Consider the following 18,552-nt stretch of genomic DNA (forward strand, 5'->3'; position numbering starts at 1 on the left):
TCCTGATGGCCGCTCCTGCACTGGTGGCCCTGGCTCATGGCAGCCGGGACCCGCGATCCGCTGCGACGGTGACCGCCCTTGTCGACGAGGTCAAGGCGCTCCGTCCGGACCTCCGTATCGAGAAGGCGTTCCTCGAGCTCGCCAAGCCCAGCTTCCAGACCGTCGTCGACAAGCTGGTGCGGGCGGGCCACGACGAGATCGTCGTCGTACCACTCCTCCTCAACGAGGCGTTCCACGCCAAGGTCGACGTACCCGAGCAGATCGCCGAGGCGACCTCCCGTCACCCGGGCCTGCAGGTCCGGGCGACCGACGTGCTCGGCCTCGAGCCGCGCTTCCTCGAGGTGCTCGACGAGCGGATGCGGGAGGCTCTCAAGGACGCCCGCGTCCGTGAGCTCGACGCGCTCGTCCTGGCCGCGGCCGGATCCTCCGACCCGTTGGCCAACCAGGCCGTCGCCCGCTTGGCGCGTGTGTGGGGCACGCACCACAAGCTCCCGGTGACCGCCGCCTATGCCGCCGCCGCTCCCCCGGCGACCGGCGAGGCCGTGCGCGCGTTCCGGGCCGAGGGTCGCCGGCACATCGCCGTCGCGTCGCTGTTCCTCGCCCCCGGCCGGCTCCTCGACCACGCGACCGAGCTCGCCCTCGAGGCCGGTGCGGTCGCCGTGTCCGCTCCCCTGGGCGCGCACCCGGAGATCGCGCGCACCGTGCTGGCGCGGTACGCCGTCGGCGCGGTCGAGCTCGTCCCCGTCTGATCGAGCCGTCGCAAACTCGCAGCTCAACAGCGTCGACCCGTCGTGAACTCGCGACGGGTCGACGTGCTTTTGGCGCGAGTTTGCGACGGGTCGGCGTGTTTTTCGTGCGAGTTTGCGACGGGTCGGCGTCAGGCGACGAGACGCTCGAACAGGTGCTCCAGCTCCCGGGCCGGGTCCGTGGTGAGACCGCCGTGGACCGGGCCGGGCTGGAGCACTGTCGACTTCGGAGCCTTGAGGAAGCCGAAGCGCTGGGTGAGGGGCTGGTCGGCGATGGCGCCCGCGCGCGCGTCGCCGGCGCACACCGCCTCGACGAACCCGAGCGCGTCGCACACCCGTTTCGGGTCGAGCGAGCCGTCGAGCGCCTGCAATCGGTCGGCGTCGCAGTGCCAGGTGACGCTGAGGTAGTCCGCCGCCTGGCAGTAGAGCACCACGCCCACGTTGACGAACTCCTCGCGGTCCACGCGCGGCACGCAGCGCAGTACGACGTACTGGTAGGGCATCGGTTCGGTCATGCCGCCCCCACCACGGGCAGCCACTGGCGGGTGGCGAGGCGGGCGGTGAGGAAGGCGACGTAGGCCGCGCGCAGCGCCTCCGGCGTCTCGGCACCCGGCACCGGTTCGAGCCACTCCTCCGGCACCCGGGCGACGACATCGACCAGGTCGCCGGTCGTGAGGTCGGCGGTGATGGCCGCGTCGGCGGCCGCGACACCCGGACGGTACGAGCGGAGGACGTGGTCGTCGGCGTCCCACGGCTGCCGCGCGAACCGATCGGGGTCGGTGAGGCCCCCGCTCCAGGCGTGGTGGAAGTACAGCGCGGCGCCGTGGTCGATCACCCAGAGGTCTCCGTGCCAGAGCAGGAGGTTGGGGTTACGCCACGAACGGTCGACGTTCGCGCAGAACGCGTCGAGCCACAGCACCTTGGCCGCGACCTCGGCGTGCGGCGCGAGGTCGCCGTCGTAGCCGAAGGCGCCGGGCAGGAAGTCGATGCCGAGGTTGTGACCGACGCTGGCGCGCAGCAGGTCCTGCACCTCCTCGTCGGCCTCGTAGCGGGCCAGGTCGGCGCCGAGGTCGACCACGACCTGACGCGGTGTCAGCAGCCCGATCCGCTCGGCGAGGGCGCCGACGATCACCTCGGCGACGAGGACCCGCAGGCCCTGACCCGCGCCGCGGAACTTGCAGACGTAGGTGCCGAGGTCGTCGGCCTCGACGATGCCGGGCAGGCTGCCGCCCTCACGCAGCGGCGTGACGTAGCGGGTCGCTCTGACGGTCGGGAGGGTCACGAGAGCGGATCCTCATCGGTGAGGCGCCGCTTCTCCTCGACGACGTCGAAGTCGGCCTTCGGCCACTGGAGGGCCATCCGGTGGAGGGTGTCGAGCAGCAGGTGCCCGATCGCGAGGTTGCGGTACCACTTCTTGTCCCCGGGCACGACGTGCCACGGCGCTGCCTCGGTGTTGGTGCGCTCGATGGCGATCTCGTAGGCCTCGCGGTACGCCGGCCACTGCTCGCGCTCGTCCACGTCGCCCGGGTTGTACTTCCAGTGCTTGGTCTCGTCGTCGAGCCGGGCCAGCAGGCGCTTCTTCTGCTCCTCGGGCGAGATGTGGAGCATGCACTTCACGACGGTGGTGCCGTTGGCGACCAGGTCGGCCTCGAAGCGGTTGATCGCGTCGTAGCGCCGTTCGAGCTCCTCGGGCGGCGCGAGCGAGCGCACCCGTGCGATGAGGACGTCCTCGTAGTGCGAGCGGTCGAAGACGCCGACGTACCCCGGCTCGGGCAGTGCCCGGGTGATCCGCCACAGGAAGTCCTGCTCCAGCTCCTCGGGCGTCGGCGCCTTGAAGGAGGTGATGCGCACGCCCTGCGGGTCCATCAGCCCGACCGTCGACCGCAGGGTGCCGCCCTTGCCGGAGGTGTCCATGCCCTGCAGGACCAGCAGGACGCTCCGGTTGCCGCCGGACCGCCCCTCGGCGAAGAGGCGCTCCTGGAGGTCGGCGAGCTCGGGGCCGAGGGCGTACAGCGCGGCCTTGCCGTCCTCCTTCCCCCCGTCGAAGCCCGGTGCGACGTGGGTCTTGATGGCCGTGAGGTCCACGGGCCCGGGCGGCACGCGCAGCGAGGCCACCAGCTCGGCGTTGACGGTCATGGCCGCTATCCAAGCACCGCAGTCACGTCGAGGGTGTGACCGACCATGGTCGCCGTGGTGCCGTCGGCCTGCGGCTCGTCGAACCACAGGCCCTCCACGAAGCCGGCGGCCAGGAGGAGGCGCCGTGAGGCGACGTTGCGGTGATCCGGAGCCGCGAAGTACGTCGACGCCCCGGGGTAGCCCGCGCGGGCGAGGCCGAACCAGAGTCGGAGCATCGCCAGACCCACGCCGCGGCCGAGCTGCTCCGGGACGCCGATCGCATAGTCCACCCCGATCGCGTCCGGCTGTGCGGTCAGCAGCGCGAACTCCGGGTGGTCGCCGATCCGGTAGTCCTGCACGAACCCGACCGGCTCGCCCTCGACGGTGACGACGAACATCCGCTCCGGCGTGCTGCCGTCGATCCGCGGGCCGTACCGCCGCTCAACGACTTCACTGGTCCACGGCTTCGCCGAGGGGAACCACCGCGCCACGTGCGGCGCGAGCAGCCAGCGCAGCAGGTCGGGGAGGTCGGCCCGCGTCATCGGGCGCAGGTCGACGGTCACGTCGGTCAGTGCGCCAGGCCTCCACGCCGGTCGACGAGCGGCGGGGTCGACGACCACGGGAAGTCGATCCACTTGTCGGTGCGTCGCCAGACGTACTCGGCGTTGATGACCGTCCACGGCTTCTCGTAGATCACCGCGGTGCGGGCCTCCGCGACGTGGTCGGCGACGAAGTCGCGGACCACCTCGAGCGTCTTGCCGGTGTCGGCCACGTCGTCGGCGACAAGAACCTTCATGCCGGTCAGGTCGATCGCGGCCGGGGTGGGCGGCAGCATCATCGGGACGTCGAGCCGCTCGTCGATGCCGGTGTAGAACTCGACGTTGACGGCGCTGAGGTTCTTCACGTCGAGCGCGTAGCCGAGCCCCATCGCCAGGCCCAGGCCGCCGCGGGCGATGGCGAGGACGATGTCGGGCTCGTAGCCGTCGTCCACCACCTGCTGGGCGATCTCGCGGACGGCGGTGCCGAACGCCTCGTAGGAGAGGATCTCGCGGGCCGGCGCGTCATCAGTCGTCACCTCGCCCATCATGCCGTGGCGGGTCAGCCGGTGGGAGCCTCTCGCCCGGCCTCGGCCAGCTCGTCCTTCACAACGGCGAAGGCGAGACCGGCCGGGAAGCCCTTCCGAGCCAGCAGGCCGGCCAGCCGACGCGCGGCGGTGGCGTCGTCGACGTTGCGGAGGCTGCGCAGCTTCTTGCGCACCAGGTCGCGGGCGACCTGCTCCTCGTCATCGGGGTCGACCTCGGCCAGCACCTCGCGAGCGGTCTCGTCGGCGATGCCCTTGCGGCGCAGCTCCTGGGCCAGGGCCCGCTTCGCCAGGCCACGGGTGCGCTGCCGGCTGTCGACCCACGATCGCGCGAACGCCTCGTCGTCGATCAGCCCGACCTCCTCGAACCGGTCGAGCAACCGGCTCGCCACCTCCTCGGGGACGTTGCGACGGGCCAGCCGCGCCGCCAGCTCGTGGCGACTGCGGGCCTGGCCGGTCAGCTGGTCGAGCAGGATCTTGCGCGCCACTGCCTCGTGGTCGGCCTCCGGCCCCGCGGCCTCGGCGTCCTCCGGCGGCGGCGGGGGCGCCGCCGCGCCCCACGCCTCCACCCCCAGCCGGACGTCGCCGTCCCACTGCTCGCTCACGCGGACCCGACCTGCAGCGGCCGGGTCTCGTGGAACTGGTCGAACTCCACGATCAGCGGTCGGCCGCGGGCGATCGACGCCTGGACCTCCGGCAGCTCGAGCGAGGCGCGATGGGCTGCCTGGTCGGTCCAGACCTCCGTCACCCAGAGGCCGTCGGCGTCGGCCACGTCCTCCGCCACGACGTAGGACATGCAGCCGGGTAGCGCGTCGCTCCCCTCGAGAAGGATCGCGGCGAGCTCTGCCCGGCGGCCCGGTTGGACCGTGATGTGCCCGATCAACCCGAACACGTCAGAAGGAATCCACTCCGATGGGCTCGTCCGACAGGTCGGTCTGGTCGACCTGGGGGCCGACACCGAGCTTCTCGAGGATCTTCTTCTCGAGCTCGTTGGCGAGGTCGGGGTTGTCGACAAGGAACTGGCGGGCGTTCTCCTTGCCCTGGCCGAGCTGGTCGCCCTCGTAGGTGTACCAGGCGCCGGCCTTGCGGATCATGCCCGCCTCGACGCCCACGTCGATCAGGCTGCCCTCGCGGCTGATGCCCTTGCCGTACATGATGTCGAACTCGGCCTGCTTGAACGGCGGGGCCACCTTGTTCTTCACGACCTTGATCCGGGTGCGGTTGCCGACCATGTCGGTGCCGTCCTTGAGGGTCTCGATGCGGCGCACGTCGAGCCGGACCGACGAGTAGAACTTCAGCGCCCGACCACCGGTGGTGGTCTCGGGCGAGCCGAACATGACGCCGATCTTCTCGCGCAGCTGGTTGATGAAGATCATCGTGGTGCCGGAGTTGTTGAGGGCGCCGGTCATCTTGCGCAGCGCCTGGCTCATCAGCCGGGCCTGGAGGCCGACGTGGCTGTCGCCCATCTCGCCCTCGATCTCGGCGCGGGGCACGAGCGCGGCGACCGAGTCGACCACGATCAGGCTGAGCGCGCCGGAGCGGATCAGCATGTCGGCGATCTCGAGCGCCTGCTCACCCGAGTCGGGCTGGGAGACGAGGAGCGCATCGGTGTCGACGCCGAGCGCCTTGGCGTAGTCGGGGTCGAGCGCGTGCTCGGCGTCGATGAACGCCACGATGCCGCCCTGCGCCTGGGCACTGGCCACGGCGTGCAGGGCGACGGTCGTCTTGCCGCTGGACTCGGGACCGTAGATCTCGACGACCCGGCCGCGCGGCAGCCCGCCGACGCCGAGCGCCACGTCGAGCGCGATCGAGCCGGTGGGGATCACTTCCAGCGGGGCACGCGAGTCGTCGCCGAGGCGCATGACCGAGCCCTTGCCGTACTGCTTCTCGATGTTGAGCAGCGCTGTGTCGAGCGCCTTGAGGCGGTCATCCGCCATGTCCCTCACGTCCTTCGTCTGGTGGTCGAGCCAGGTACATCGGCGACGTTAGGACGGGGGTCCGACACAGCCTGGTCAGCCGGGTCGGGGTTGTGGAGCATCCGCCGGTACGTCGTACCTGTGGACGACTGGTGGGTCGTCGTACCGGAAAACCTAGACGAACACCTGTTCGAAGCGATGCAGGAGGTGCGGCGTGTCGCTAGCCGGCGAGGATCCGGGCCCGGGCCGCGCAGCCGGCGACGCCGAACGCCAGCGCCAGGGTGACCAGCGCCAGCATCGGGTAGCCGGCCAGGTCGACGACCAGCCCGGCGACCGCTCCGGCGGCGGCGGCGGTCAGGCCCATGACGAGGTCGGAACTTCCCTGCACGTCGGTGCGCACCTCGAGCGGCGCGTGCTCGGCGACCATCGTCGAGGCCGACACCATCGCCAGCGACCAGCCGACGCCCAGCAGGAACAGCCCGGCGGTGACCTGCCACGACATCCCCTGCGGCGAGGAGGCGCACAGCAGCAGTGCGACCACCAGGACGAACCCGCCGCTGCCGAGCACGACGGCGCGGCCGAGGCGGTCGGCGAGCATGCCGACGAGCGGGGAGAAGGCGAACATCCCGAGCACGTGGACGCTGATCACGAGCCCGATGACGTCGAGCTCGGCACCGCCGTGCTCCATGTGCAGCGGCGTCATCACCATGACGCTGATCATCGTGGCGTGCGCCAGCGCCAGCCCGGCGATCGCGAAGCCCAGCACCGGCCGCTCGCGCACGGCCTGCCAGGCTCGGGACGCCGACGAGCCGGCGGCGACGTGCCCCACGTCGACACGCTGCGCGTGCTCACGCGCGAGCAGCAGCGGGTCGGGCCGGAGCATGAGGAACGCGACGAGCGCGGCCGCGAGCATGCCGAAGGCGCCTAGCGCGAACGGCCCGGTCAGCTCGGGGATGTCGACGGCGTCGGCGAACGCACCGGCCGGTCCGGTGAGGTTCGGCCCGAGGACGGCGCCGATCGTGGTCGCCCAGACCACCAGCGACAGCGACCGCCCGCGGTTGCTGTCGTCGGCGAGGTCGGTGGCGGCGAAGCGGGCGGCGCTGTTGGCCGAGGTGCCCGCGCCGAGGAGCACCGCGCCGAGCAGGAGCAGCGCCATCGACTCCACGACGCCCGACAGCACCGCCAGACCGCCACCGGCCGCGCCGAGCAGGTAGCCGGTCACCAGTCCCACCCGTCGCCCTCGCCGCGCCATGACCGCCGCGAGGAGGAACGAGATGACGGCAGCACCCAGCACCTGCGCGGTCTGCGCCAGCCCCGACATCGCCTCGGAACCGGACAGGTCGCGCGCGAGCAGCGAGGCCGTGGCGATGCCGATCGTGATGCCGAGCGCGCCGACGGCCTGGGTGAGCACCAGCACCCGGACGGTGCGGCGCTGGACCACCGCAGCGTCGACCGCCGGCACGACCCGCGGGGTCGAGGTCATCGTTCGCTCGCCGGCAGGCCGAGCGCCTCCCACACGGCGGCCCACACCTGCTTGGGCGGGACGCCGGCCTCGAGGGCCTCGGCCGGCGTCCGGTGGTCGAGCTCGCCGAGCACCTGCTGCTCGGCCCAGGTGCGGGAGTAGGCCCGGCCGAGGTGGTGGTCGAGCCGCTGCCAGAGCTCGGTGTGCCTCATCCGGTCGCCCCGGGCGCCCCGACCCAGCGCACGTCCCAGAGGTGGTGCACCACGTCGTGCAGGTGGTAGCGGCCGAGGGTCTCGACCGTGAAGACACTCCCGTTGCTGCGGGTGCCGCGCCGGTCCCAGGCCTCTCCCGCCACGCCGTCGTACGACGCCGCGACCGCCTCTGCGGCGGCCAGCAGCTCGGGCGCGACCTGCTCGGGCCGCTGCAGGTCGTAGCGCTCGGCGACCGCGGTCTCGTCCTGGTCCCAGTTCTCGAACGTGGGGTCGTCCTCGGTCAGCATCAGCGCGACCCGCCCGGAGAACATGCGGTGCACGTCGCGGACGTGCGCGGCGTACTCCGTCGGCGACCACACCGTCGGCTCCGGCCGGCGGCTCGCCTCCGGCGTCGCGAGCACGCGCTGCCAGGCGTCGGCGTTGTCGCGGAGCAGCGCGCCGAGGTCGGCGCGGTCGACCGCGCCGGCGTCGAGCCCGCACTCCGGGCAGGACCGGTCGAGGACCCAGGTCCAGTCCTTGGTGTCAGGGGCGATCTGCGGGCTCGAGGTCACGAGGCACATCCTCCCAACCCGCGCCGACAGCCGCGACGGCAATCCCGCCAGCGAGGCGTGAAGGACTGCCAGTTCGCTACGCGGAGTCGCAGATCCCGCGCAGGTGCGAGCTGTACTGGACGATCCGCACCGGACCCACGAAGAGGGGCGCGCAGGTCTCGCTCGTCAGCTCGCGGCGCTGGACCCCGTCGTCGGTGCCGTTGCCGAAGCACCAGTCGTAGTAGGCGTAGACCTCGTGGGTCTCGTCGCCCACGTGGACGCGGAGCGTGATCGCCGTGTCGCCGAAGTAGTCGTCGACACAGTTCTTCGGCCGGTCCGGCCCGGTGCCGGGTGGCGCGCCCTGGAGGCCGGCGAGCAGCGCAGCCGCGTCGGCCCCTTCCGCCCGCCACGATCCCATCAGCGCCGGGTCGGCCGGCCCGAGCGTCCGCGAGTACTGGCAGACCGAGATCGAGTCGGCCTCGCCGACCCCCGTGATGTCGTGGGGCTCCGGACGGACGAACTCTGCCGCCTGGACCGGAGAGGTCGGCTCGCAGCCGTTGTGGTCGACGGAGAAACGACGCGCCGACGCGACGATCTGGTCCACGAGGTCTGCGTCCCCCTGGGCGGCGAGCGCGCGGACGCGGACGTCGCCGACGGACCGGATCGCGAGCGTCCAGCCGCCGTCGGTCAACGTCCGGTCCTCCGAACCGTCGTCCGGCTCCAGGACGACGTGGGTCGCCCACAGTGCCTCCGGCGCGGGCCCGAACTCCTCGGGACGGTCCTCGCCGGTCTCCTGGCAACCGATGGCGAGCTCGGCGCCACTGGCCGGGTCGAGGTCGTAGTACGGCTCCGGCACCGGCGGGTCGTCGTCCGGGTCGTAGCCGGCGCACCAGTCGCCACCCGGCTCGTAGGCGTGGCCCCAGGCGGTGGGCACCTGGACGGCGACGTCGCGCCAGGAGACCCACCCGAAGCCGTCGTCCGGCTCGGGCAGCCGGTCGGTCGCGTCGGTCCCGTAGGTCCCGTCGGTTCCGTCGGCAGCGGGCGGGTCGTCGGAACCGCCGGAGGACTGGTCGCCGCAGCCGACCAACGCCGTCGTCAGCAGCAGGGTCGCCGTCGCGATCGCCCACCGGGTGCGCTTCATGGTGGTACGACGGTAGCGACGCCCGGCGGGTTCCGCGGCAGGATCGCCCGTGTCGATCCTGGAGCGGTCGGGCGTGGAGCGACCGGTCGTCCAGGCCCGGCAGCAGCCCGGCAGCCGCTTCCTCACGCCGCAGACCGCGACCGACGACGGTCCCGCCGGCAGGGGCCGGCGGGACCGTTGTACGCCGGGGAGACCGTCGCCCGGGTCGACCGCGTGCTCCCCGCTGCGCAGGTCGTCGAAGCGTGTCCACCTAGCCGCGATTGGTCGCGAGACGACCGGCGACCACGGGGACCACGATCGCGGCGGCGACGACGTGAGCCGCGATGAGGGTGGCGGCGGACGCGACGTCGAAGCCGAAGGTCAGGTCGGGGACGAAGGACAGGACCGTCAGCGCGACGGCGGTGCGGACGAAGGTGCGTCGCGGCCGGCGGGCCGTGCGGCCCATGACGGCAGCGATCCCCACGCCGATGAGCGAGAAGACCAGCGTCAGCTGCGGGAAGGCGACGACCGGGATGCTCTCGCCGGTGTGGTCGGCGAACGAGACACCGGCGGCCGAGGCGACGACGGCGACGACGGTGGTGGCGACCGCGGCGACGGCGCCGGCGGCGACGCCGTGGCGCCAGACGGTGGGACGGGCCGGGGTCGCCTCGTGGGTGGTGGTCGAGGTCGGGGCCTGGGTGGTGGTGATGGTGCTCATGTCGTGCTCCTGGAGGTTCGGCGCGGGCCGCCCTGTGCGGCCTGCTCACACCTCCTCCACGAAGACCCCCGGCCGGATCCGACAGGTTCGCGGATGAACTCTTCGAGCCCGACTACCTCCGGGCCTCCACCGCCAGCCAGGCGGCCACGCGCACGTCGGGGTCGTCGAGGTCGCGGTCGAGAGCGGACGCGATCGCGTCGAGCCGGTTGCGCACCGTGTTGCGGTGCAGGCCGAGCTCATCGGCGACCTTGAGCCGCGACCCGTGGTGGCGCAGGAACGCCGAGAGGGTGGCGACCTGGGTGTCGTCGAGCGGGGCCAGGAACGACGCCGAGAACGCGGCGGCTACGTCGTCGTCGAGCAGGCCCACCGGCCCCTCGCGGACCAGCCGGTCCCAGTGCACGACCGGTTCCGCCGCCGTCGCCCGCGCGAGCGCCCGGCCCGCCGCGAGAGGCGTCTCCCCCACCCCGACCCGCAGCCCCGCGGCGGCCAGCGTGCCGGCGAGACGGGTCGACCGCGTCGTCGCGCAGAACGCCCAGAGCTCGTCGTCGACCGGCGCGGCCAGCACCCTGACCCGCTCCAGCGACGCCAGCGCGTCGTCCAGCGCGTCGATCGGGCCGGCCGCGCGCAGCACCCGGCCGCGACGCGGAACCGGCGGCGCGTCGACCGCTCCGGCCAGCAGGGCCGCCGCGTCGGCGTCCCCCGACGCCAGCAGCTCGAGCACCGTGCGTCGCACTCGTCGCCCGGCCTCTCGGTCGGAGCGCTCCTGCTCGGCGACCAGGCCGAGGACGGCGACCGCGGTGGTCACCGCGCTACGCCGCACCCCGGACGCGCGGCCGGCCATCACCGCGCCGAGGTAGCCGACGGGCCGGTCCCGCAGTCCGACCGGCACCAGGAGCGTGGTGACCAGCTCGTCGCCGTACGTCGAGGCGGCGCGCAGCCCCTGCGGCCGGATCCGCGCCAGCACTTCCCGCGCCTCGTCGAGGTCGGCCTGCTCGCGGCGCGGGCCGCGCGGCTCCTGCACGACGCGGCCGTCCGGCGCCAGCAGGAAGGTGGCGCCGTCGAGCAGCCGGGCCAGCTCCGTCACCACGCCGACCGACGGCTCGTTGCGCGTGGCGGCGGCGGTCAGCCGGCGCTGGGCTTCCATCGCCAGCCGCGACTCCGCGTCCTCGCGGGCCTGGATCAGCCGCGCAGCGGCCCTGCTGATCGCGACGAACGTCGTCGCCGGCGGCACGACGACCAGGTTGAGCCCGTGCTCCTCACAGGCCCGCCGCAGCCCGGCCGGCACCCGCTCGTGGGTCAGGCCGACCCCGAGAGCGAGGCCGACGACTCCCGCCTCGGCCAGCCGCCCGACGTACCCCCGCCACTGGCTCCGCCAGCCCTTGGTCGCCAGCCCGGTGGTGAGCAGGAGCTCACCGCCCTCGAGGAACGGCGCAGGGTCGGCGAGCTCGCTGGTGGCGACCCACCGGACCTCTGCGTCCGGACGCGGCAGGTGCACCGGCTCGAGAGCGAGCTCGGGCTGCGCGAGCAGCTGGGCGACGTCGACCACCGCGCCATGTTCGCACAGCAACCGACTTGAGGTTGTGCAGATCGGACATCCGACAGTTGCGCTCGACAGGACTAGCGTCGGCCCCATGACCGACCACGTCACCGGAGGCCCCGGACTCCCGCAGGAGCGTCGCCTCGTCACGGCCGTCCCAGGCCCCGAGTCCACCGCCCTCCAGGCGCGCAAGATCGCCGCCGTCGCGCCCGGCGTCGGCACCACCCTGCCGGTCTACACGGTCGCCGCCGGCGGCGGCGTGATCGTCGACGTCGACGGCAACTCGCTCATCGACCTCGGCTCCGGCATCGCCGTGACGTCGGTCGGCAACAGCGCTCCGCGTGTGGTCGAGGCCGTCACCGCGCAGGTGGAGTCGTTCACGCACACCTGCTTCATGATCACGCCGTACGACGGCTACGTGCGTGTCGCCGAGGCGCTCAACCGGCTCACCCCCGGCACCCACGAGAAGCGCACCGCACTCTTCAACTCCGGCGCTGAGGCCGTCGAGAACGCGGTGAAGATCGCCCGCGCCGCCACCTTGCGCCAGGGCGTCGCCGTGTTCGACCACGCCTACCACGGCCGCACGAACCTGACGATGGCGATGACCGCCAAGAACATGCCCTACAAGCACGGCTTCGGCCCGTTCGCGTCCGAGGTCTACCGGGCGCCGCTCTCCTACCCGTTCCGCGACGGCGGGCTCAGCGGGGAGGAGGCCGCCCGTCGCGCCATCGACGTGCTCGACAAGCAGGTCGGCGCCGGCAACCTGGCGGCCGTCGTCATCGAGCCGATCCAGGGCGAGGGCGGGTTCATCGCGCCCGCCGACGGGTTCCTGCCGGCGCTCGCGGAGTGGTGCCGCGCCAGCGGCATCGTGTTCGTCGCCGACGAGGTGCAGACCGGGTTCGCCCGCACCGGCGACCTGTTCGCGTGCGACCACGAGGGCGTCGTGCCCGACCTGATCGTCACCGCCAAGGGCATCGCTGGCGGCCTGCCGCTCGCCGCGGTGACCGGGCGCGCCGAGATCATGGACGCCCCGCACGTCGGCGGCCTCGGCGGCACGTACGGCGGCAACCCGCTCGCGTGCGCCGCTGCGCTGGCCGTCATCGAGACCATCGAGGCCGACGGCCTCGTCGACCGCGCCCGCGCGATCGGCAAGACCATGCTCGACCGGCTGCACGCCTTCGGCGACGACCGCATCGGTGACGTCCGCGGCCGGGGCGCGATGATGGCCGTCGAGCTGGTGAAGCCCGGCACCACCGAGCCGGACCCCGAGCTCACCCGGACGGTCGCCACCGCGGCGCACGCCGAGGGCGTCGTCGTGCTGACCTGCGGCACCTACGGCAACGTGCTCCGTTTCCTGCCGCCGCTCGCGATCCCGGACCACCTCCTGACCGAGGCGTTCGACGTCCTCCAACAGGTGTTCGAGGAGCACTGAGGTGACCGCGACCCTGGGCACCGCGACGCGCACGTTCGCGGTGCGCGACCCCGCCACGACCGAGGTCGTCGCCGTCGTCCCCGACGGTGACGCCGCCGACGCCACCGCCGCCGTCGACGCCGCCGCGGCGGCGTTCCCCGCCTGGTCCGCCACCGCACCGCGCGTGCGAGCGGAGGTGCTGCGGCGCGCCTACGAGGCGATCGTCGCCGACGCCGACCGCCTGGCCGCGCTCATCACCTCGGAGAACGGCAAGTCCGACGCCGATGCGCGCGCCGAGGTCGGCTACGCCGCCGAGTTCTTCCGCTGGTTCTCCGAGGAGGCGGTCCGCACCGAGGGCGGGTACGGCGTCTCCCCGGCAGGCGGCACCCGCACGATCGTCACCCACCGGCCGGTGGGCGTGGCGGCGCTCGTGACGCCGTGGAACTTCCCCGCGGCGATGGCGTCCCGCAAGATCGCGCCCGCGCTCGCTGCCGGCTGCACGGTCGTGTTGAAGCCCGCAGCCGAGACGCCCCTCACCGCACTCGCCATCGCGGAACTGCTCACCGTGGCCGGCGTCCCCGAAGGGGTGGTCAACGTGGTCGCCACGACTTCGCCGGCCGAGGTGGTCACCACCTGGCTGGAGGACCCGCGGGTCCGCAAGGTCTCGTTCACCGGGTCGACCGGCGTCGGTCGGACCCTGCTCAAGCAGGCCGCCGACCGGGTGCTCAACAGCAGCATGGAGCTGGGCGGCAACGCGCCGTTCGTCGTGACCGGCGACGCCGACGTGGAGGCGGCGGTCGCCGGCGCGATGGTCGCCAAGTTCCGCAACGGCGGGCAGGCGTGCACCGCCGCCAACCGCTTCTTCGTGCACGCCGACGTGGTCGAGGAGTTCGTGGCGCGGTTCGGTGCGCACGTCGACGAGCTCGAGGTCGCGCCGCTGATCAGCGACCGGGCGGTCGAAGAGGTGGCCGCACTGGTGGACGAGGCGATCGCCGACGGCGCCGTCGTACGGCACCGCGGGCCGGTCGGCGACCGCGGTTGGCGCTACCCGGCGACCCTGCTCACCGGTGTCCGCCCCGACATGCGGATCGCGCGGGAGGAGATCTTCGGTCCGGTGGTCACGATCATCCCCTGGGACGACGAGGCCACGATGCTCGAGCAGGCCAACGACAGCGAGCTGGGCCTGGCGGCCTACGTCTACGCCGGACGGCTCCAGGACGCGCTCCGGATCGCGGAGGCACTCGACGCCGGCATGGTCGGCGTGAACCGCGGCGTGGTGTCCGACCCCGCCACACCGTTCGGTGGCGTCAAGCAGAGCGGCATCGGGCGCGAGGGCGCACGCGAGGGCATCCGGGAGTACCAGGAGACGCAGTACTTCAGCGTCGACTGGTCCTGACCGCTGGAGTGAAGGGCGCTCAGTGGGCGCCGTGCAGGTTGAGCAGGACCACGCCCACGACGATCATCGTGATCGCAGCGATCTTCAGCGGGTCCGCGGACTCCCCGAGCCAGAGCGCGCCGATGACTGCGACCGAAGCGGTGCCGAGGCCGGACCAGATCGCGTACGCCGTCGACACCGCCATCTTCTCCACGACCACGGCCAGCAGCCAGATGGACGCCGCGTAGCCGACGATCACGAACCCGCTCCACCCCAGGTCGCGGAATCCCTCGGTGCGCGGCAGCGCGGACGTGGCCGCGACCTCGAGCGCGATCGCGACGAGAAGGAGGCCGAAGGCGGCGAGCATGGTGGACACTTCCTGACGATGTGTAGCAGTTGCTACAGATAAGTGTAGCACCTGCTACAGTCGTCGCCATGGCGAAGGACGGCGAGCGCCGGGAGGCCTGGACCGGGCCGGCGACCGACTACGTGCTCGAGCACGGGCTGATCGGCCTCAGCCTCCGACCCCTCGCCAAGGCGCTCGGCACCAGCGACCGGATGCTGCTCTACCACTTCGGCACCAAGGACGACCTGGTCGCCGCGGTGCTGACGGAGTCGAACGACCGCGCGGTGGCGGCGGTCGAGTCCCTGTCCCCGTCCCCCGACCTGCGGTCCGCCGTGCTCGACCTGTGGTCGGTGGCGGACAACAGTCAGTTCGCCCCGTGCACCCGGCTCTACGTCGAGGCCGCCGCGCTCGGCCTGCTGGGGCGCGAGCCCTACGCCTCGCTGGTCTCCGAGGCGAATGGTCGCTGGCTGGCGTCCCTGGTCACCCACCTCACCCGGTCCGGCGTCGACCGGCCGCTGGCGAGGCGGCTGGTGACCGTGATCGACGCCGCCTTCCTGGGCTTCCAGCTCGACGCCGCGCTCGACGCCAGCGGCACCACGCGCAAGCGCGCCGTGGCCGACCTCGCCGACGCGGTCGCCGAGCTCGGCTCCTGACGACGGCGACCGGCCAGGTCGGCTGCGGTGGCGAGGACGGCTGGGAGGATGTCCTCGTGGAGCTGACGATCCGGGACGCGACGCCCGAGGACGCGGTGGCGGTGGCGGCGATCTACGGCCACTTCGTGCGCACGACGGCAACGACCTTCGAGCTGGAGCCGCCGTCGTCCGAGGAGGTCGGTCGGCGGATCGCCGCCTGCCAGACCTCCCACGCCTGGCTGGTGGCGGAGTCCGGCGGGGCGGTGACCGGGTTCGCCTACGGCACGAGGTTCGCCGAGCGGGCGGCGTACCGCTGGTCGTCGGAGGTCAGCGTCTACCTCGACCCTGCGACCGTGGGCGCCGGCACCGGCAGCGCGTTGTACGGCGTGCTCCTCCCCCGGCTGCTCGACCGCGGGATCCAGGTCGCGTTCGCGCGGGTCGCGCAGCCCAACGACGCGAGCGAGGCCCTGCACGCGAAGTTCGGCTTCCGGCGGGTCGGGCTCCTCGAACGGGTCGGCTACAAGCTCGGCCGCTGGCACGACGTGGCGATCCTGCAGCTCGACCTGGCGCCGGCGGTGAACGAGCCGGTGGAGCCCAGCTAGCGGCGACCCTGTCGCTGGTCGAGCAAGCCCGAACGCCTCGAGGGGCGTATCGAGGCCCTGCCGATGGCTCGGCCAGCCGAGCGGCCGCACGCTCGCTGCTTCAGGCATCAGCCGCTCGTCACCGCCTCTGGGCCAGCTCGGGCGCGAGCCGGTGGCGATTGGCGGTCGAGCTGAACAAGATCGCGGAGGATCCGATCAACCTGCTTGATGCGATCCTCCGCAGTCATCTCAGAGGCTTCCGTGAGTCGATCGTGACTCCAGCACACGGCCGCTCTTGTCGTCCGCAGCCCGCCGATCAGCAGCCCCGCGGCGCCGCACCCGCCGACGTCGGGTGAACCTGCTCGCCGCCGACCCAGACCTGCCGCACCAGCGGCACCCCGGGTCGGTAGGCCAGGTGCACGTGAGCAGGAGCGTCCAGCAGCACGAGATCCGCACGCCGGCCGGGCACCAGAGCGCCGACGTCGTCACGACCGAGCGCCGCAGCGCCTCCGGCGGTCGCCGCGTGCACGGCTTCGGCCGGCGTCATCCCCATCTCCCGCACGGCCAGCGCGATGCAGAACGGCAGCGAGCTCGTGTACGACGAGCCCGGGTTGCAGTCGCTCGCCAACGCGACCCGCACGCCGGCGTCGAGCAGCCGACGCGCGTCCGGAAAGGGCTGCCGGGTCGAGAACTCCACGCCTGGCAGCAGCGTCGCCACCGTGCCGCTGTCCCGGAGCGCGGTGACGTCGGCGTCGGTGAGGTAGGTGCAGTGGTCGACCGCGGCCAGGCCGAGCTCGGCGGCGAGCGCCACGCCAGGGCCGGGACCGAGCTGGTTGGCGTGGAGCCGCCCCTTCAGGCCGGCGGCGGCGCCGGCGGCGAGCACCGCCCGCGCCTGGTCCTCGTCGAACGCGCCGGTCTCGCAGAACACGTCGATCCAGCGAGCGTGGGGTGCGGCCGCGGCCAGCATCGGGCCGGTGACCAGGTCGACGTAGCCGGCCGGGTCGTCGGCGAACTCGCTCGGCACGACGTGGGCGCCGAGGAACGTGGTGTCGTCGGTGAAGCCGCGCGCGATCCGCAGCGAGCGGGCCTCGTCGTCGACCGTCAGCCCGTAGCCGGACTTGATCTCGACCGACGTCGTGCCCTGGCTGCGCATCTCGGCGACCAGCCGCTGCACGGTGGCCGCGAGCTCGTCGTCGGTGGCCGCGCGGGTCGCCGCGACCGTCGTACGGATCCCGCCGGCGGCGTAGGACTCCCCCGCCATCCGGGCCCGGAACTCCTCGGCGCGGTCGCCCGCGAACACCAGATGGCTGTGGCTGTCGACGAAGCCGGGGATGACGGCCGCCCCGCTGGCGTCGACGCGCTCGTCGGCGGCCGGTGCGCCGGTGGCGGGGCCGACCCAGGCGATCACGTCTCCGTCCATGACGAGTGCCGCGTCGGTGCGCACGCCGAGCGGGTCGTCGGCCTCGGGGTCGTTGGTGACCAGCTCGCCGATGTTGGTGACGAGGACGCTCATGCCCACACCTTGGTGATCGCAGCGTCGAGGTCGCGGCCCACGCGCCCATGATCGCCGTCGAAGGCGGTCTCGCCGGCGAGGACGACCTCGGTGACATCGGCGGCGGTGGCGGCGAAGACGGCGGCGTGCTCGTCGGCACCGGCGCCCGCCGTCCGCGGGCTGGCGGGGTCGAGGAGGACGACGCCGTCCGCCTCGAGACCGAGGGAGGCGTGGCCGTCGCTGGTGGCGCAGCGCAGCAGCGCCTGGGCGGACCAGTGGCCCCGTACGCCGGTCCGGAGCCGGTCGTGCATCTCGACGCCGCGCATCTCCTCGAACAGGTCGACGACCGCGTGGCTGTCGCTGCCCAGCGAGATCCGCGCACCGGCCGCACGCAGGTCGGCGCCACGGCCGACGCCGTCGGCCAGGTCGCGCTCGGTCGTCGGGCAGAGGCAGACGAAGCAGCCGCTGTCGCCGATGAGGCGGACGTCGGTGTCGGTGACGTGGGTGGCGTGGACGAGGGTGGTCCGCGGCCCGAGCACCCCCGCCTCCGCGAGCAGCTGGGTCGGGGTGAGGCCGTAGGCCGCCAGGCAGGCGTCGTTCTCCGCGGGCTGCTCGGAAAGGTGCACGTGCAGCGGCCGGCCCGCCGCCCAGGCGGCGACCGTGGACATCTGGTCCTGCGGCACGGCACGGACGCTGTGGATCGCCGCGCCGACCCGGTCGTCGTCGAAGGCCGCGACCCGTTCCGCCCACGCGTCCGCCGACCCGTCGCTGAACCGGCGCTGCACCCCCTCGGCCGGATGCCCGATGCCGGCGGTCAGGTAGCAGGTGTCGAGCAGCCGGATCCGGATGCCGACCTCGTCGGCTGCGGCCAGCAGGGCGCGCCCCATCTCGTTGGGGTCGTCGTACGGCGTGCCGTCGGGCTGGTGGTGGAGGTAGTGGAACTCCCCCACGGCCCCGATCCCGCCGGCCAGCATCTCCGCGTAGGTGGCCCGGGCGAGCTCGAAGTAGCTGTCCGGCGTGAGCCGGGCCGCGAGGTCGTACATCTGCTCGCGCCAGGTCCAGAAGCTCCCCGTCCCCTGCTGGGTCCGGCCCCGCAGGGCGCGGTGGAAGGCGTGCGAGTGGGCGTTGGCCAGGGCGGGGAGGGTGAGGGGGGCCGGGCGGGGCGCGGAATACCCGGTCGACCGGGTATTCCGCGGGTTGTCAGGCATTGCAGAGGCGGACAACCCGTGGGAGTGGCTGTCCCGTGTTGCGGATGAGGCGTCGGGGGCGTCGGCTGCC

General features: G+C 73.0%; 22 protein-coding genes. 5 read left to right on the top strand and 17 right to left on the bottom strand.

Annotated features, from left to right (window positions below; translation table 11 throughout):
• Positions 1-5 precede the first annotated feature (5 nt).
• Positions 6-749, top strand: coding sequence for a sirohydrochlorin chelatase (locus DJ010_RS10660; protein ID WP_109693657.1), 744 nt, complete (start codon positions 6-8; stop codon positions 747-749).
• A 128-nt stretch (positions 750-877) separates the two neighbouring features.
• Here DJ010_RS10660 and DJ010_RS10665 read toward each other — a convergent pair whose 3' ends face one another.
• The 14 genes from DJ010_RS10665 to DJ010_RS10730 all read right to left on the bottom strand — a co-directional run bounded on the left by DJ010_RS10665 (position 878) and on the right by DJ010_RS10730 (position 11,446).
• Positions 878-1,261, bottom strand: a complete 384-nt coding sequence (locus tag DJ010_RS10665) for a DUF3037 domain-containing protein (RefSeq protein WP_109693658.1) — start codon at positions 1,259-1,261, stop codon at positions 878-880.
• Positions 1,258-2,028: a HipA family kinase gene (locus tag DJ010_RS10670; protein ID WP_109693659.1), complete on the bottom strand. Its 771-nt coding sequence runs from the start codon at positions 2,026-2,028 to the stop codon at positions 1,258-1,260. The genes DJ010_RS10665 and DJ010_RS10670 overlap by 4 nt, the downstream gene beginning before the upstream one ends.
• Positions 2,025-2,882, bottom strand: a complete 858-nt coding sequence (locus tag DJ010_RS10675) for a polyphosphate kinase 2 family protein (protein ID WP_109693660.1) — start codon at positions 2,880-2,882, stop codon at positions 2,025-2,027. The genes DJ010_RS10670 and DJ010_RS10675 overlap by 4 nt, the downstream gene beginning before the upstream one ends.
• Before the next feature lie 5 nt (positions 2,883-2,887).
• Positions 2,888-3,424: a GNAT family N-acetyltransferase gene (locus DJ010_RS10680; RefSeq protein ID WP_146207319.1), complete on the bottom strand. Its 537-nt coding sequence runs from the start codon at positions 3,422-3,424 to the stop codon at positions 2,888-2,890.
• A 5-nt stretch (positions 3,425-3,429) separates the two neighbouring features.
• Entirely contained in the window at positions 3,430-3,936 is a 507-nt protein-coding gene (locus DJ010_RS10685; protein ID WP_245927432.1) for a phosphoribosyltransferase, read from the bottom strand.
• 23 nt (positions 3,937-3,959) lie between these two features.
• Positions 3,960-4,547, bottom strand: coding sequence for a regulatory protein RecX (locus DJ010_RS10690; RefSeq protein ID WP_109693662.1), 588 nt, complete (start codon positions 4,545-4,547; stop codon positions 3,960-3,962).
• Complete coding sequence (locus DJ010_RS10695; RefSeq protein WP_109693663.1) at positions 4,544-4,834, bottom strand: putative quinol monooxygenase; 291 nt, start codon at positions 4,832-4,834, stop codon at positions 4,544-4,546. The genes DJ010_RS10690 and DJ010_RS10695 overlap by 4 nt, the downstream gene beginning before the upstream one ends.
• Position 4,835: 1 nt before the next feature.
• Complete coding sequence (gene recA / locus DJ010_RS10700; RefSeq protein WP_109693664.1) at positions 4,836-5,879, bottom strand: recombinase RecA; 1,044 nt, start codon at positions 5,877-5,879, stop codon at positions 4,836-4,838.
• 199 nt (positions 5,880-6,078) lie between these two features.
• Positions 6,079-7,341 carry an MFS transporter gene (locus tag DJ010_RS10705; protein ID WP_109693665.1) on the bottom strand — a complete coding sequence of 421 codons (1,263 nt, stop codon included), beginning with the start codon at positions 7,339-7,341 and terminating at the stop codon, positions 6,079-6,081.
• Complete coding sequence (locus DJ010_RS10710; protein WP_109693666.1) at positions 7,338-7,532, bottom strand: DUF3046 domain-containing protein; 195 nt, start codon at positions 7,530-7,532, stop codon at positions 7,338-7,340. Before DJ010_RS10710 ends, DJ010_RS10705 begins: the two co-directional genes overlap by 4 nt.
• Entirely contained in the window at positions 7,529-8,083 is a 555-nt protein-coding gene (locus tag DJ010_RS10715) for a DinB family protein (RefSeq protein WP_245927433.1), read from the bottom strand. Before DJ010_RS10715 ends, DJ010_RS10710 begins: the two co-directional genes overlap by 4 nt.
• A 76-nt stretch (positions 8,084-8,159) precedes the next feature.
• Positions 8,160-9,203, bottom strand: coding sequence for a hypothetical protein (locus DJ010_RS10720; RefSeq protein ID WP_109693668.1), 1,044 nt, complete (start codon positions 9,201-9,203; stop codon positions 8,160-8,162).
• A 250-nt stretch (positions 9,204-9,453) separates the two neighbouring features.
• On the bottom strand, positions 9,454-9,900 hold the full coding sequence (locus tag DJ010_RS22075; protein WP_158282999.1) for a DUF6069 family protein: 447 nt from the start codon (positions 9,898-9,900) through the stop codon (positions 9,454-9,456).
• A 112-nt stretch (positions 9,901-10,012) separates the two neighbouring features.
• Positions 10,013-11,446 (bottom strand): PucR family transcriptional regulator, encoded by a 1,434-nt coding sequence (locus tag DJ010_RS10730; RefSeq protein WP_109693669.1) that lies wholly within the window; start codon positions 11,444-11,446, stop codon positions 10,013-10,015.
• A gap of 85 nt (positions 11,447-11,531) precedes the next feature.
• On the opposite strand from DJ010_RS10730, the gene gabT reads away from it, so the two are divergent.
• On the top strand, positions 11,532-12,869 hold the full coding sequence (gabT, locus tag DJ010_RS10735; RefSeq protein ID WP_109693670.1) for a 4-aminobutyrate--2-oxoglutarate transaminase: 1,338 nt from the start codon (positions 11,532-11,534) through the stop codon (positions 12,867-12,869).
• A 1-nt stretch (position 12,870) separates the two neighbouring features.
• A complete protein-coding gene (locus DJ010_RS10740; RefSeq protein WP_109693671.1) occupies positions 12,871-14,244 on the top strand; it encodes an NAD-dependent succinate-semialdehyde dehydrogenase in 1,374 nt (457 codons plus the stop codon).
• Between the two features lie 19 nt (positions 14,245-14,263).
• Here the strand turns inward: DJ010_RS10740 and DJ010_RS10745 are convergent, their stop codons facing one another.
• On the bottom strand, positions 14,264-14,590 hold the full coding sequence (locus DJ010_RS10745) for a DMT family transporter (protein ID WP_109693672.1): 327 nt from the start codon (positions 14,588-14,590) through the stop codon (positions 14,264-14,266).
• Positions 14,591-14,658: 68 nt separating this feature from the next.
• Here DJ010_RS10745 and DJ010_RS10750 point away from each other — a divergent pair, with 68 nt between their 5' ends.
• Both DJ010_RS10750 and DJ010_RS10755 read left to right on the top strand, forming a co-directional pair.
• Entirely contained in the window at positions 14,659-15,222 is a 564-nt protein-coding gene (locus DJ010_RS10750) for a TetR/AcrR family transcriptional regulator (protein WP_109693673.1), read from the top strand.
• 56 nt (positions 15,223-15,278) lie between these two features.
• Positions 15,279-15,803, top strand: coding sequence for a GNAT family N-acetyltransferase (locus DJ010_RS10755; protein WP_109693674.1), 525 nt, complete (start codon positions 15,279-15,281; stop codon positions 15,801-15,803).
• Positions 15,804-16,098: 295 nt separating this feature from the next.
• Here the strand turns inward: DJ010_RS10755 and hutI are convergent, their stop codons facing one another.
• The gene (gene hutI, locus DJ010_RS10760) at positions 16,099-17,295 is read right to left on the bottom strand and encodes an imidazolonepropionase (protein ID WP_109693675.1); all 1,197 of its coding nucleotides are present in this window, start codon (positions 17,293-17,295) and stop codon (positions 16,099-16,101) included.
• Positions 17,292-18,482, bottom strand: coding sequence for a formimidoylglutamate deiminase (locus DJ010_RS10765; protein ID WP_109693676.1), 1,191 nt, complete (start codon positions 18,480-18,482; stop codon positions 17,292-17,294). Before DJ010_RS10765 ends, hutI begins: the two co-directional genes overlap by 4 nt.
• Positions 18,483-18,552 lie beyond the last annotated feature (70 nt).

It is taken from the genome of Nocardioides silvaticus (assembly GCF_003160695.1).
GTDB classification, from domain to species: Bacteria; Actinomycetota; Actinomycetes; order Propionibacteriales; family Nocardioidaceae; genus Nocardioides; species Nocardioides silvaticus.